Genomic DNA, 12,555 nt, shown 5'->3' on the forward strand with positions numbered 1-12,555 from the left:
TCAGCCCAACCGCTGCGGGGCGTGCCGGCTGGGCTCGCGGTACAGCGGGTAGAGCGCACCGACCGTGCGCGCCACCGCGGCGACGTCCAGCCAGGCCGGGCCGCCGACCCGCTCGGTGGCCTCGGTCGTGAGCCGGACCGGCCGCCGGTCCGGGGAGGTCGGGACGCCGAGCCCGACCAGCGGCGACCCGCGGTCGAGCAGCCGGCGCAGCACCCGCTCGCCGATGCGGCCGTACGAGAGCGTCTCGACCTCCAGGCCCGGGACCAGCACCTTGGCCACGTGCACGTCGCCGACCTGCACCGGCGCGACCAGCAGGTCGAACCCGGCGAGCCGCTCCCGGTGCAGGGCCAGGGTGCCGGCCGGCCCGACGACGTCCGACGTCGGCAGGTCGGTGCAGGCCACCTCGGTGGTACGTCGCCAGAGCGGGGCCAGCAGGTCGTCCAGCTGAGGCGTCGTCAGCCCTCCCCACGCCGTCATCGCGGCGAGGGCACGGTCCTCCTGCGGGCCGAGGGGGACGGCGAGCTCGGCGGCCAGGTAGCCCGGGTGCAGCTCGCGCACGCGGTCCAGCGGCCCGAACGCGAAGGCCCGCCGGGCGCGGGAGGAGGCCAGCTCCAGCACCGCCTTGCGCACCGCCTCGGCCCGGTCGGGGGCGGCGGCCTCGCCGATCGCGCTGAGCACGACGGGCGGGTCGGCCGCGGCGTCGCGGGCCACCGCGTGGACGACGACGGCGAACTCGGTGCTGTCCAGCTTGACCAGCACCTCCAGGCCCCGGGCCCGCAGGTCGGCGAGCAGGCGGACCGTCCCGGGGTCGTCGATGCCGGTGATGACCCGCCCGGTGTCCAGCGCCCGGAAGTCGACCGTGTCGCCGTCGCGCTGCAGCAGCTCGCCGATGCCGTGCGCCACCGCCCGCTCGGCCGTGTCGCCGGCGCCCATGCCGTTGGTGATGGGGGTGACCAACCAGCCCCCCGGTGGCGGGGGTGCGGCGATGCCACCGGCGTGCGGGGCGACGAACTCGGCGGGGACCAGCACCTCCTCACCGGTGGCCCACCGGGTGGTCGGCAACCAGCGCAGCGGGCGGTCGGGGTCGACGTCCGCACCCGCCGGCAGCACCAGCGTGAGCGGATCGGCCACCCGGTCGGCGCCCCGCTCGCGCAGGAGCTCGCGGTGGGAGGCCGTGCGTGGTTCCACGTGGAGCAACGCGTCGTCGAGCAGCACCTGCTCGGCCAGCTCGCCCCACGCGCCGATCGCCGCGGCGGCCTCGGTGGCGCCGTAGCCGACCCCGTGGCCCGAGCGGGCGCCGTCGGCCGAGCGCCACACGGTCGCGGTGACCGGCACCCCGGTGCGGTCGTACCCGCGGAGGTCCAGCTCGGTGGTCCACCCGTCGGGCAGGGCGGCTCGGTAGGCGGCAGCGGGGTCGCTCACCCGGCCACTGTGCACCGCGCGCCGCGGGCCTGCAGTGCGCCGGTCAGCCGGGACCGCGGCCGCGGTCGTGCTCGAAGATCAGGCTGGTGTTGGTGGCCGCCACCATCGGCTGGGTGGAGATGCGGTCGGTGACGAAGTCGCGCAGGTGCGCGGTGTCGCGCGCCCGGACGTGCACGACGAAGTCCTCGGCCCCCGCGAGGTAGAAGAACTGCGTCACCTCGGGCAGGGCGCGCAGGCCGTCGGCGAAGGCGGTCAGCTGGTGGCGAGCGCCGGTGCGGATCCGCACCGACACCAGCGCCTGCAGCGGCCGGCCGAGCAGCTCGGGGTCGACGTCGACGGTGAACCGGGTGATCACGCCGTCGGCGACCAGGGCCCGCACCCGGGCCAGGCAGGTGGACGGCGAGACGCCCACCGCGGCGGCGAGCTGGTTGTTCGGGCGGCGCCCGTCGGCCAGCAGCAGCTCGACCAGCCGGCGGTCGACGTCGTCCAACGTGCGGCCACTCACCGCGGCGACCGGCCAGGACCGCAGATCCTGCGGCTGGGCGGTGGTTCCTTGCGCACTTGTTCGACTCCTCTGGCCCCGGACCGCAGGTGATGGGTGGATGGTGGCACAGCTCACCGACCCCAGGAGACCCCCGTGCTGATCGGCATCCCCCGCGAGATCAAGGACAACGAGCAGCGGGTCTCCCTGCAGCCCGACGGCGCCGCCGAGCTGGTGCACCACGGCCACCAGGTGGTCGTCGAGACCGGCGCCGGGGCCGGCTCCCGGTTCCCCGACGAGGAGTACGTCGCGGCCGGCGCCCGCATCGTCGCCGACGCCGACGCCGTGTTCGCCGAGGCCGACCTCGTCGTGAAGGTGAAGGAGCCGGTGCCCGCCGAGTACCACCGCTTCCGCGAGGGCCAGCAGCTGTTCACCTACCTGCACGCCGCCGCCGACCGGTCGCTGACCGACTTCCTCGTCGAGCGGCGGATCGACTCCATCGCCTACGAGACGGTGCAGACCCCCGACGGCCGGCTGCCGCTGCTCACGCCGATGAGCGAGGTCGCCGGCCGCATGGCCGTGCAGGCCGCCGCCCACCACCTGGAGAGCCCCGCCGGCGGCGCCGGCATCCTCATGGGCGGCGTGCCCGGCACCCCGGCGGCGAAGGTGACCATCATCGGTGGTGGCGTCTCCGGCACCGAGGCCGCCAAGATCGCCGTCGGCATGCGGGCCATCGTCCGGGTCTTCGACACCAACCCCTCGCGGCTGGCCTACCTCTCCGACGTCTTCGACGGCCGCCTGGACCTCGTCCAGCCCAACCGCTCGCGGTTGGCCGCCTACGTCGCCGACTCCGACGTCGTCATCGGCGCGGTCCTGGTGCCCGGCACCAAGGCCCCCAAGCTCGTGAGCCGCGAGATGATCGCCTCCATGCGGCCGGGCAGCGTCGCCGTGGACATCGCCATCGACCAGGGCGGCTGCTTCGAGACCAGCCGGCCGACCACGCACTCGCACCCGACCTACGTCGAGGAGGGTGTCGTGCACTACTGCGTCGCCAACATCCCCGGGGCGGTGGCCCGCACCTCGACCCTGGCGCTGACCTCGGCCACCCTGCCCTACCTGGTGACCGTGGCCGACCACGGCGTGCGCGGGGCCGCCCGCACCTCGCCGGTGCTGGCCAAGGGGCTGACCAGCCTGGGCGGGCAGCTCACCAGCGAGCCGGTCGCCGCCGCCCACGGCCTGCCCTGGACGCCGGGGGCGGAGCTGCTGGGCCGGTCCTGATCGGTTGCCCACGACAGACCTTGACCTCGGAGAGTGGTTCTCCCACTCCTCCGGGTGATCTCTTAGCCGTGAGGTATATCCACTCCATTGACGGGCACCAGGGCCCTGCCACACCGTGGATGCACACCCGTCCTCCCCCGGACGGCCAGCGACCCGGGTCGGCCGATGCCCCCGAGGAAGAGGAGTACCTGGTGGACAGCTTCGTGACCTGCGCGGTCGTGGAGACGACCGAGACGCACGCCTTCGAGCTCGGCCTCGCGCTGGAGCTGGACGTGCCGACCGGGGTCGTGGTCCGGGAGGACCCGCACGTCGCCGGGGTGTTCTACCTGGAGTCGGGCACCGAGGCCGAGGACGCCCAGCGGGCACTCGCCCTGGTCCTGCAGACCACCGCCGTGCTCGCGGCCCGGCTCGGCGTCCCGACCGAGGTCACCGAGGTCTCCGTCCTGAGCCTGGAGGGCGCGACCTGCTGGCTGGCCGGCGACGCCGTCCCGACCTCGGTCCTGCCCCCGCACTGACCCCGCACCCGGCCCGGGCGGCGATCCGCCCGGGCCGGTCGGTCACCTGCGGGAACCGGGCGTGGTCGGGTCCGGGGTGGACGTCGACGCGACCGCGGCGTGGCCGTCGTCCGCGCTCCACAGCACCCGGTGCAGCAGCGCACCGACCACGGCCCCGACCAGCGGGACCAGCACGAACAGCCACACCTGCGACAGCGCGGTGCCACCGGACAGCAGTGCCGGGCCGAGGCTCCGGGCGGGGTTGACCGACGTGCCGTCGACCGGGACCGCGACCAGGTGGGCCACCACCAGCGCCAGACCGATCGGGACCCCGGCCACCGCGGCGTTCGAGGTCCGCGCGGTGGCCGCGAGCACGACCATCACCAGGAGCGCGGTGAGCACGAGCTCGACCGTGATCGCGCCCCCGATGCCGTAGCCGCCCGACGACGCCTCGCCCCAGCCGTTCGTGCCCAGCCCGTCGGCGGCCAGGTCGAAGGACGGGTCCGAGCTGCGGAAGGCCAGCACGACACCGGCGCCGGCGATGCCGCCGAGCACCTGCGCGACGACGTAGACACCGGCGGCGGCCGGGGCGATCCGCCGGGCGACCAGGGCACCCAGGGCACCCAGCGTCACGGCCGGGTTCACGTGGCACCCCGAGACCGGGCCGATCGTGTAGGCGAGCACCAGCAGGGACAGGCCGAACGCCAGGGCGATCCCGACGGTGCCGGTCTGGGGGGCGGCGACGGCGGTGCCCACACCGCCGATGACCAGCAGTGCCGTGCCCAGGAGCTCGGCGAGGGCCCGGATCTGCAGCGGTGGCTGCGCCGGGGCGTCTGCGCTCATGCCGCGCGCCGGGTGCCGGTTGCGGCGTCGGTGGCGGTCGCGGCGCCCGTGCGGGCCACCCGACCGGTCAGGTCACCGGCCTTGCGCAGACCGCGGGACAGACCGCTGGGACCGCGCTTGGCCTCCAGCCGCTGACCGGCGCCGCGGAGCAGCCGGGAGACGAGCGGGACGGCGACGGTCAGCAGCACCCAGGTGCGCAGTCGACGGGACAGCAGGGCCCACACGGGGTTCCTCCAGGGGACGGGGCCGCCCCGGGCGCAGGGCACGGTGACGGGTACGGGCAGGACGGCCCCGCGCCGTCGGTCGGCGGGGTGCCATCGGATCGCCCGTCACGGTTCCTACACCGTAAGGCTCGCCGACCCGTGGTCACTACGCCGTAAGGCGGCCCCGCAAACCTCGGCCGATCGAGAACCCGACGTCAGGCCTCGGGCGGGGTGCGGCCCAGGGAGACCAGGAACCGGCGCAGCAGGTCGGCCAGCTGGGCCTGCTCGGCGGCGGTGAGCCCGGTCAGCATGCCGTGCTCGGTCTCGAGGTGGTCGGGCAGCGCGGCGTCCAGGGCCGCCCGCCCGGCGTCGGTCAGCGTGACCACGACGGCGCGGCCGTCGGACTCGCTGCGGCCCCGGGTGATCAGGCCGCGCTCCTCGAGCCGGTCCAGCCGCTGGGTGATCGCCCCGCTGGTGACCAGCGCCGTGCGCATGAGCGCGGTCGGGGTGAGCTGGTAGGGCGCACCGGCCCGGCGGAGCGCGGCGAGGACGTCGAAGGACGGGGCGTCCAGGTCGTGCCGGGCGAAGGTGGCCCGCTGGGCCAGGAACACCTCGCGCTGCAGCTGCGATATGCGCCCGATGACCCCCATCGGGGCGCAGTCCAGGTCGGGTCGCTCGCGCGCCCACTGGGCCAGGATCGTGTCCATCGCGTCACCGGTCACGGGGCAGCTCCTCGAGGTGCTGGGCGTAGCTGCGCGGCGGGCGCCCCAGCAGGCCGGTGAGCACCCGGGGACTGCCGGTGAACCCGTGCGCCCGGTAGTGCTCGAACATCGTGCGCAGGCACCGCCCGGCGTAGCTGTCCTGCTCGGGGGCGCGGGTGTCGACGGCGGTCACGGGCCGCCCCAGGTGCTCGGCCATCGCGGCCGCGAGGTCGGGAGCGGTCAGCGGCTGCGGCCCGACCGCCTCGAAGGTGCCGCCGTCCAGGCCGTCCTCGGTCAGCAGCACCGCGGCGGCCGCGGCGACGTCGCGCAGGTCGACCAGGGACTGGGCCTGCTTCAGCCCCCAGGCGCTGCGCAGCTCGCCGGTCTCGGCGGCGGCGGCGAGGGCGCCGTCCAGGTTGTCGGCGTAGGCACACGGCTGCAGCACCCGCCACGGCACCCCGGCGGCGTCCAGGGCCTCCTCGGTGCGGTCCTTCGCCGCGTGGTGCGGCATCGCGCGCAGCTGCGGGCGGAGCACCGAGTGGTAGACCACCCGGCCCACGCCGGCCTCGCGGGCGGCCCGGAACGCGGTCGGGGCACCGGCGGCCTCGGTCGGCTCGAAGTTGGGCCAGATCAGGTACAGCGCGTCGGCACCGGCCAGCGGCAGGCCGGCCGGGTCACCGACCAGGTCGCCGACCACGACCTCGGCCCCGAGCTCGTCGAGCTCCGGCCTCGGTCGGGCGCTGCCGACGACGGCGCGCACCTCCAGGCCGCGCGAGCGCAGCTCGCGGACCACCGCCGTCCCCGTGCTGCCCCCGGCAGCCGTCACCACGATCACACCACTACCTCAGCGGTGAGCTACCCCGGAGTCAAGCCGCCCCGCGAACTGCCGGCCCGTCAGCTGCGGACGGCGGTGGTCAACCGGACCGTGAACCCCTCGGGCCCTCGCCAGGTGTCGACGTGGTCGCACAGCTTGCGGGCCAACCACAGGCCCATGCCGCCGCGGGAGAGGTCCGCCCCGTGCGCCGGTGCGAACCCGGACAGGCAGCCGTCGAAGCGGGTGCCGGAGTCGGAGATGGTGACGACGACGCGTTCCCCGTCGGCCCACACCCTCGCCGAGATGAGGTCCCCGCCGTGGCGGAACGCGTTCGCGGCGATCTCGCTGGCCGCCAGGTGGACGTCCTCGTCGAGATCGGGGCTGCCCAACCGGCCGGCCAGCGCCGCCTGCAGGGCGTGCCGCAGCTCCGGCAGCGACCGGGCGCCGTCCACCGCGAGCACCGGGGTGGTCTGCTGGACCGGCTCCGCGGGGACCGGCAGCGCGGCCATGAGCTCGGCCGGGGGCCGGTGGGCGTCGTTGACCCGCACCGCACCGTCGACGAGCACCTCCGGGTGCGCGAGCAGGGCTGTGGCCAGCACCTCGGGCGGGGTGACCCGCCGGTCGTACACGCACAACGAGGCCATCGCGGCGTCGGCCCACAGGTGCTGGTGGGCGATCTCGCCGCGCAGCCGCTCGTCCCACGCCCGGGGCTGCCGCTCGCGGACCTGACCGAGCAGCCGGAGCCGGCGGCCCTCGGCCGTGGCCTGGGCCAGCAGCTCGGTGTGCGCGGCCACCGTCTCGGGCTCCCGCGGGGTGGCGGCCGGGTAGTCCACGACCAGCACGCCCGGCAGCTGGTCGCGCACGTGGGCGGCCGGGGCGGGGGCGAGCAGGGCGACCACCAGGTCACCGGCGGCCAGGCCCTCGCGCAGGTAGGGGAGGCAGACGGCGATCAGCTCGTCGTCGGTCCGGACGACGGCGATCCGGTGCGTGCGCACGGCGGTGTCGGGCACTCCACGTCCTCCCGCCGTCCGGGGCCAGCCGGACTGACCGTTCCGGGACATCATGGAGGATCCGGCCGCGCACAACGCATCAGGGCCGTGCGCGCGCACAGGTCGACCGCCCGACCCGTCGCTGAGCAGCGGTTTCGCTGCTGCGGGCGGTCCGGTCGGCGTGTCGGGATCAGGCGCGACCGGCCAGTGCGTCCAGGGCGGGGCGCCGCAGCCCGCTCGCGGCCTCGACCTCGGCGACGTCCAACGCCCCGCAGTCCAGCCCGCGCAGCACCACCGTGGCCAACGCCCGCGCCGTGGCCGGCTCGTCCAGCACCCCGCCGTCCACCCGGGAGACGTAGGCGGCCAACCGTGCTCCGGCGGCCGGCAGCGCGGCCCGGAAGAAGGCGTAGGTGGCGGTGTAGCGGGTGACCAGCTGGGCCGGGTGCAGGTCCCAGCCCTGGTAGAAGCCGCGCTCCAGGGCCCGGCGGACCAGCCCGGCGTGCAGCTGCCAGCCGTGGTGCACCTGGTCGCGCGGACCCACCGGCAGCACGTTGGTCGAGCCGTCGACCGCCCGCGCCCCGGTGCCGGCGACCGCGACCTGCATCGTCGCCTTGGCGTGGTCGGCGGCAGGGTGGTCGCTGGCCTGGTGCGCAGCGGCGATGCCCAGGGACGCCGAGTAGTCGTAGGTGCCGTAGTGCAGCCCGGTGACCCGGCCCTGCCCGGCGTGCAGCATCGCCGCCAGGGTGGCCGTGCCGTCGGCCCCGAGCACCGCCTGGGGTGTCTCGACCTGCAGCTCGAGGTCCAGGCCCAGGCCGTGCGCCTGCTCCAGTGCGTCGAGCACCGGCAGGAAGGCGGCGACCTGCTCGACCGCGGTCACCTTCGGCAGCGTGACGACCGCCCGGCCGCGGGCGGCCAGCCCGCCGAGGAACAGGTCGAGGGACCGGACGCCGCGGCGCCGCGTCGGGCCCTCCAGCGACTTGGCCCGGGTGCCCCAGAACGGCGGCAGGGTCTGCTCGGCGGCCAGCACCTGCGCCGCCGTCCGCACGTCGTCGTCCTCGCGGTCGAGCGGGCCGCGGTAGCCGTCCTCGGAGTCGACCCGCAGGTCCTCGACCGGCTCGCGGGTCAGCTTCTCGCGGACCCGCGGCAGCACCTGCTCGACCAGCGCCGGGTCGAGCCCCAGGTCGGGCAGGCCGTGCTCGTCGAGGGCGGCCAGCGCCTGCTCGCCCCACGACGCGACCAGCCCGGGGACGACGGCGTCGGCGGGCACGTAGCAGGTGTGCACCGGCTGCCGGGTCGACCGCTCCCCCGGGTAGGCCGCCAGGCGCGCGTCGTCCACCGGCCCGAGCCTGCGGTCCAGCTCGGCGAGGACTGCCTCGGGGATCACCGCGCAGCTCCGTCGTGCAGGTCGGCCCCCGCGCAGGGGCCCGCGGCGAGCGTGCAAGTCGTGGGGGGCACGGGGGTCCTTCCTCAGTCGACGAGGGAGTAGGCGGGGAGGGTGAGGAAGTCGGGGAACTCGTCGGCCAGCGCCACCTGCTCGAACAGCCGGCGGGCGTCGTCGACCCGGTCGAGCTCGCCGATCCCGGCGACCTCGTCGGCGATGATCCGGTGCACGAGCTCCGCGGTGACCGTCTCGCCGGTGTCGTCGAGCACGACGCCGGTGCGCAGCCACTGCCAGACCTGGGAGCGGCTGATCTCGGCGGTGGCGGCGTCCTCCATCAGGCCGTGGATGCCGACCGCGCCGTTGCCGGCCAACCAGGCGGCCAGGTAGCGGATGCCGACCTCGACGTTGGCCCGCAGCCCCGCCTCGGTGCGGTCGCCGGGGACACCGGCGACGTCGAGCAGCTGCTCCCGGGTCACGTGGACGTCGTCCCGCTGCTTGGTCAGCTGGTTGTCGGCGTCGCCGAGCACGCCCTCGAACACCTCGCGGCAGATGCCGACCAGGTCGGGATGGGCGACCCAGGAGCCGTCGAAGCCGTCGCCGACCTCGCGGGTCTTGTCCTCGCGCACCTTGGCCAGCGCCTTCTCGTTGGCCTCGGCGTCGCGCCGGCTGGGGATCGCCGCCGCCATGCCGCCGATGGCCATCGCGCCGCGGCGGTGGCAGGTGGCCACCAGCTGCTCGGTGTAGGCCCGCATCATCGGGGCGGTCATGGTGACGGCGGAGCGGTCGGGGAGCACGAACTCGGCCCCGGCGTCGCGGAAGACCTTGACCACGCTGAACAGGTAGTCCCAGCGGCCGGCGTTCAGCCCGGTGGCGTGCTCGCGCAGCTCGTAGAGCATCTCCTCCATCTCGAACGCGGCCGGGATGGTCTCGATCAGCATCGTGCAGCGGATCGAGCCGCGCGGGAGCCCGAGCTCGCGCTCGCAGTGCACGAAGACGTCGGCCCACAGCCGCGCCTCGAGGTGGGACTCCATCTTCGGCAGGTAGAAGTAGGGTCCGCTGCCCCGGCTCAGCTGCTCGGCCGCGTTGTGGAACAGGTAGAGGCCGGCGTCGACGAAGGCGCCCACCACCGGGTCGCCGTCCACGAGCACGTGCCGCTCGTCCAGGTGCCAGCCGCGGGGGCGCGGGACGATCGTGGGCAGCACGGCGTCGGGCCGGACGGCGTACTGCTTGCCCTCGGGGCTGGTGAACTCGAGGCTGCCGCGGACGGCGTCCTTGAGCACCAGCTGCCCGGTGACCACGTTGCGCCAGTGCGGGGTGTTGGCGTCCTCGAGGTCGGCCAGCCAGACGTCGGCACCGCAGTTCAGCGCGTTGATCGCCATCTTGGGCTCGGTGGGCCCGGTGATCTCGACCCGCCGCCGGGTCAGCCCGGGCGGGGGCGGCGGGACGGACCAGTCACCCTCGCGGACGTCGGCCGTCTCGGGCCGGAAGTCCAGCGGCTCGCCGTCGGCGATTGCCTGCCGGCGCAGCGCTCGGGTGGCGATCAGCTCGTCGCGGCTCGCGCCGAACAGGTGCTGCAGCCCGGCCACGAACTGCAGGGCCTCGGGCGTCAGCACCTCCGCCGACCGCTCGACCTCGGGTCCGACCACCTGCACATCTACACCGACGTCGACCATGCGCACTCCTCCGGACGGGGCTGGTCCTGGCATCCTCGCAGCCGTGGACCTCCAGAGCTTCAACAGCACGGCCCCCGAGGACGTGACGCCCGCCGTGCACGCCTGCAACGCGGCCGAGTCCTTCGCCCCGGCCGTGGTCTCGGGCCGGCCCTACGAATCGGTGGACTCCCTGGTCGCGTGGGCGGGAGAGGTCTCCCGGGCGCTGCCCTGGCCCGAGGTCGAGCAGGCGCTGGCCGCGCACCCGCGGATCGGCGACCGGGTGTCCGGGGACTCGGCGGAGGCGTCGTCGTCCCGTCGGGAGCAGGCGGCGATGTCCACCGCGGCCGACGACGTCCGCGTCGCCCTGGCCCAGGGCAACCGGGACTACGAGGACCGCTTCGACCACGTCTTCCTGATCCGGGCCGCCGGGCGCACGCCTGCGGAGATGCTCGCCGAGCTGCAGCGCCGGCTGACCCACTCCCCGGAGCAGGAACGGCCCGAGGTGCTGGAGCAGCTGGCCCAGATCACCGAGCTCCGGGTGCGGGGGCTCATCGCATGAGCGTCTCCACGCACGTGCTGGACGCCGTCCTGGGGCGGCCGGCCGCCGGGATGGTGGTCCAGCTCCTCGCCGGCGACGAGCTGCTCGCCGAGGGCGTGACGGACGCCGACGGCCGGTTCCGGCTGGCCGACCGGGACACCGCCACCGGCACGCACCGGGTGGTGTTCGGCACCGGGGCCTGGTTCGCCGAGCAGGGCCGCGAGACCTTCTACCCGTCGGTGACCCTGGAGTTCAGCGTGGTCGACGGCGCCGCGCACCACCACGTGCCGCTGCTGCTGTCGCCGTTCGCGTTCAGCACCTACCGCGGAAGCTGAGAGGACCACCCGTGGACGAACCCCGCCCGCCGTTCCCGCCCTTCGACGCGCAGACCGCGGCCACCAAGGTGCAGGCCGCCGAGGACGCCTGGAACAGCCGCGACCCGCAGCGGGTCAGCCTGGCCTACACCGAGGACACCGTGTGGCGGAACCGCGACCGGTTCCTCACCGGCCGGGCCGAGGTGGTCGCGTTCCTCGCCGACAAGTGGGCCCGTGAGCTCGACTACGCCCTGCGCAAGAGCCTCTGGTCGTTCACCGACGACCGGATCGCGGTGCGGTTCCAGTACGAGTGGCACGACGCCGACGGCCAGTGGTGGCGCAGCTACGGCAACGAGCTGTGGGAGTTCGACGAGCAGGGCCTCATGCGGCGCCGCGAGGCGAGCATCGACGATGCGGCGATCGCCGAGGCCGACCGGCGGATCACCGGCCCGCGGCCCGAGGCCGAGCGGGGCCGGGACATCCCGCTGCACTGACGTTCCACGTGCAACACCGCTGACACACCGATCGGAGAGGGTGCGCCCATGGCGATCGTGCTCGGACCCAACCAGTACGGGAAGGCCGAGGTGCGGGTGGTCGCGGTCGACCGCTCCACCCCGCAGCACTCCCTCGTGGACCTCAACGTCAGCTCGGCGCTGCGCGGTGACTTCTCCGCCGCGCACCTGACCGGCGACAACGCGCACGTGCTGACCACCGACGCGCAGAAGAACACCGTGTTCGCCTTCGCCCGCGACGGCATCAGCAGCCCCGAGGCGTTCGGGCTGCGGCTGGCCACCCACTTCGCCGGCTCGTACGACTGGATCAGCGGCGCCCGGGTCGAGCTGGAGTCCTACGGCTGGGACCGGATCGCCGTCGGCGGCGCCCCGCACGACCACGCGTTCCGCCGGGCCGGGGGCGAGGTGCGCACCGCCGTCGTCACCGCCGACGGCGACGACCTCCACGTGGTCGCCGGGCTGACCGACCTCGTCGTCCTCAAGTCCACCGGGTCCGAGTTCTGGGGCTTCCCGCGCGACGCCTACACGACCCTGGCCGAGACCCGGGAGCGGATCCTCGCGACCGCGGTGACCGCCCGCTGGCGCTACGTCGGCAGCGACCTGGACTGGCACGCCACCTACGACACCGTGCGGACGACGATGCTCGAGGCCTTCGCGTCGACGCACTCGCTCGCGCTGCAGCAGACCCTCTTCGCGATGGGCACCGCCGTCCTGGAGACCGTGCCCGAGGTGGCCGAGGTCCGGCTGTCCATGCCGAACAAGCACCACTTCCTGCAGGACCTCACCGCGTTCGGCCTGGACAACCCGGACGTCGTCTACCACGCCGACGACCGCCCCTACGGCCTCATCGAGGGCACCGTGCTGCGCGACGACGTCGCCCCCGCCGAGGTCGCCTGGCAGGGGACGCCAGGCTTCGTCTGAGTCCCCGGCGGT

At 74.9% G+C, this 12,555-nt stretch carries 15 protein-coding genes; 6 read left to right on the top strand and 9 right to left on the bottom strand.

The genetic code is table 11. The features are described from left to right. Positions 1-1,422 carry a YcaO-like family protein gene (locus BLS67_RS16760; RefSeq protein ID WP_165617633.1) on the bottom strand — a complete coding sequence of 474 codons (1,422 nt, stop codon included), beginning with the start codon at positions 1,420-1,422 and terminating at the stop codon, positions 1-3. 43 nt (positions 1,423-1,465) lie between these two features. Next, the gene (locus BLS67_RS16765; protein ID WP_207500683.1) at positions 1,466-1,927 is read right to left on the bottom strand and encodes an Lrp/AsnC family transcriptional regulator; all 462 of its coding nucleotides are present in this window, start codon (positions 1,925-1,927) and stop codon (positions 1,466-1,468) included. A 132-nt stretch (positions 1,928-2,059) separates the two neighbouring features. Between BLS67_RS16765 and ald the strand changes: the two genes are divergently transcribed. Together ald and BLS67_RS16775 are read left to right on the top strand one after the other, a co-directional pair. After that, positions 2,060-3,181 (top strand): alanine dehydrogenase, encoded by a 1,122-nt coding sequence (ald, locus tag BLS67_RS16770; RefSeq protein WP_091247293.1) that lies wholly within the window; start codon positions 2,060-2,062, stop codon positions 3,179-3,181. Between the two features lie 191 nt (positions 3,182-3,372). Then, on the top strand, positions 3,373-3,696 hold the full coding sequence (locus tag BLS67_RS16775) for a hypothetical protein (RefSeq protein WP_091247295.1): 324 nt from the start codon (positions 3,373-3,375) through the stop codon (positions 3,694-3,696). A 42-nt stretch (positions 3,697-3,738) separates the two neighbouring features. Here the strand turns inward: BLS67_RS16775 and BLS67_RS16780 are convergent, their stop codons facing one another. From BLS67_RS16780 to aceB, 7 genes are all read right to left on the bottom strand, one after another. Next, on the bottom strand, positions 3,739-4,518 hold the full coding sequence (locus tag BLS67_RS16780; RefSeq protein WP_091247296.1) for an aquaporin: 780 nt from the start codon (positions 4,516-4,518) through the stop codon (positions 3,739-3,741). After that, a complete protein-coding gene (locus BLS67_RS16785) occupies positions 4,515-4,742 on the bottom strand; it encodes a hypothetical protein (RefSeq protein ID WP_091247298.1) in 228 nt (75 codons plus the stop codon). The genes BLS67_RS16780 and BLS67_RS16785 overlap by 4 nt, the downstream gene beginning before the upstream one ends. A gap of 194 nt (positions 4,743-4,936) precedes the next feature. Further along, positions 4,937-5,443 (bottom strand): MarR family winged helix-turn-helix transcriptional regulator, encoded by a 507-nt coding sequence (locus tag BLS67_RS16790; RefSeq protein WP_242654141.1) that lies wholly within the window; start codon positions 5,441-5,443, stop codon positions 4,937-4,939. Continuing rightward, positions 5,433-6,248, bottom strand: coding sequence for an SDR family oxidoreductase (locus tag BLS67_RS16795; RefSeq protein ID WP_242654142.1), 816 nt, complete (start codon positions 6,246-6,248; stop codon positions 5,433-5,435). The genes BLS67_RS16790 and BLS67_RS16795 overlap by 11 nt, the downstream gene beginning before the upstream one ends. A 68-nt stretch (positions 6,249-6,316) precedes the next feature. Beyond that, positions 6,317-7,246 (bottom strand): ATP-binding protein, encoded by a 930-nt coding sequence (locus BLS67_RS16800; RefSeq protein WP_165617634.1) that lies wholly within the window; start codon positions 7,244-7,246, stop codon positions 6,317-6,319. A 169-nt stretch (positions 7,247-7,415) separates the two neighbouring features. Then, positions 7,416-8,609 (bottom strand): DUF6986 family protein, encoded by a 1,194-nt coding sequence (locus BLS67_RS16805; protein ID WP_091247305.1) that lies wholly within the window; start codon positions 8,607-8,609, stop codon positions 7,416-7,418. 83 nt (positions 8,610-8,692) lie between these two features. Beyond that, complete coding sequence (aceB, locus tag BLS67_RS16810) at positions 8,693-10,279, bottom strand: malate synthase A (RefSeq protein ID WP_091247307.1); 1,587 nt, start codon at positions 10,277-10,279, stop codon at positions 8,693-8,695. Between the two features lie 43 nt (positions 10,280-10,322). Between aceB and uraD the strand changes: the two genes are divergently transcribed. The 4 genes from uraD to pucL are packed head-to-tail and all read left to right on the top strand — an operon-like array spanning position 10,323 to position 12,543. Further along, on the top strand, positions 10,323-10,817 hold the full coding sequence (gene uraD / locus BLS67_RS16815) for a 2-oxo-4-hydroxy-4-carboxy-5-ureidoimidazoline decarboxylase (protein ID WP_242654143.1): 495 nt from the start codon (positions 10,323-10,325) through the stop codon (positions 10,815-10,817). Further along, complete coding sequence (gene uraH, locus BLS67_RS16820) at positions 10,814-11,131, top strand: hydroxyisourate hydrolase (RefSeq protein WP_091247310.1); 318 nt, start codon at positions 10,814-10,816, stop codon at positions 11,129-11,131. The genes uraD and uraH overlap by 4 nt, the downstream gene beginning before the upstream one ends. An 11-nt stretch (positions 11,132-11,142) precedes the next feature. Then, on the top strand, positions 11,143-11,604 hold the full coding sequence (locus BLS67_RS16825; RefSeq protein WP_091247312.1) for a nuclear transport factor 2 family protein: 462 nt from the start codon (positions 11,143-11,145) through the stop codon (positions 11,602-11,604). 48 nt (positions 11,605-11,652) lie between these two features. Then, positions 11,653-12,543, top strand: coding sequence for a factor-independent urate hydroxylase (gene pucL, locus BLS67_RS16830; RefSeq protein ID WP_091247313.1), 891 nt, complete (start codon positions 11,653-11,655; stop codon positions 12,541-12,543). Positions 12,544-12,555: the final 12 nt, after the last annotated feature.

Source organism: Klenkia soli (assembly GCF_900103975.1).
GTDB classification, from domain to species: domain Bacteria; phylum Actinomycetota; class Actinomycetes; order Mycobacteriales; family Geodermatophilaceae; genus Klenkia; species Klenkia soli.